The organism is Staphylococcus petrasii (genome assembly GCF_002902565.1).
In the GTDB taxonomy this organism is placed as follows: Bacteria; Bacillota; Bacilli; order Staphylococcales; family Staphylococcaceae; genus Staphylococcus; species Staphylococcus petrasii.
Window position 1 is genome coordinate 1 of the sequence record NZ_PPRC01000131.1, and the last position, 777, is coordinate 777.

A 777-nucleotide genomic window follows, 5' to 3' on the forward strand; every position below is an offset into this window, starting at 1 on the left:
GGAACTGCCGGTTTACTGTATATAATTAATAAAATAAATACTTCAAATTATAAAAATTCAATTTATATAAATAGAAAATTTATTAACCGTTTAATAGAAAATTTAAACTTTCATGTAACTACTAATCCTTCTTTTTTCGATGGTTTAGGAGGAATAATTTATATATTACTAAAATTCAATATCAACAAGTTAAGTATAAATAAAAAAATTGAAACCTTATTAAATTATAAAGTTGAAATTAAAAATAAATCCTATTATCCGAAAATAAACTTTGAAGATATAGAAAATTGGGACGACGTCTCAAATGAAGTATTATCAATTTTTGATTTGTATTTAGATTGGTGTGAACAACAATGAAAAGAAATCTATATCTATTATTACTTTTAACTTGTATTAGCATGATTTGCAGTACTCTGCTTGAATTTGCTTTATCATTTCACGTACTGGATACTACACGTGATCCAAAAAAATTTACTTTAATTTTAATAATCACTATGATTAGCGGATGTATTGCAAGCCCTATTGTTGGACATTATGTAGATAGATTGAATAAAAAGTATATGATTATCTTCGCAGAATTTGTAGCTATTACAACGTTAACCGTTTACTATTTAAATGCTTATTTACTTGCATCAATTACTGGAATAGCGATTTTAAATATTATTTTAGCAATAGCAGGCAGTATTAATATGATTGTTTTGCAGAGCGATATGAAAACATTAGTTGGAGAGGTGTTTCTTGAAAATTATGTCATATATAATCGAAGTGTTAGTCGAG

The 777-nt window shown here is 25.5% G+C and carries 2 protein-coding genes; both read left to right on the forward strand.

Features of this window, described 5'->3' with window-relative positions:
• A partial coding sequence (locus CD127_RS12755; RefSeq protein ID WP_169926760.1) for a glycoside hydrolase family protein occupies positions 1–357 on the forward strand: 357 nt, incomplete at its 5' end.
• The coding region (locus tag CD127_RS12410) for an MFS transporter (RefSeq protein ID WP_169926761.1) at positions 354–777 on the forward strand (424 nt) is incomplete at its 3' end. The genes CD127_RS12755 and CD127_RS12410, both read left to right, overlap by 4 nt.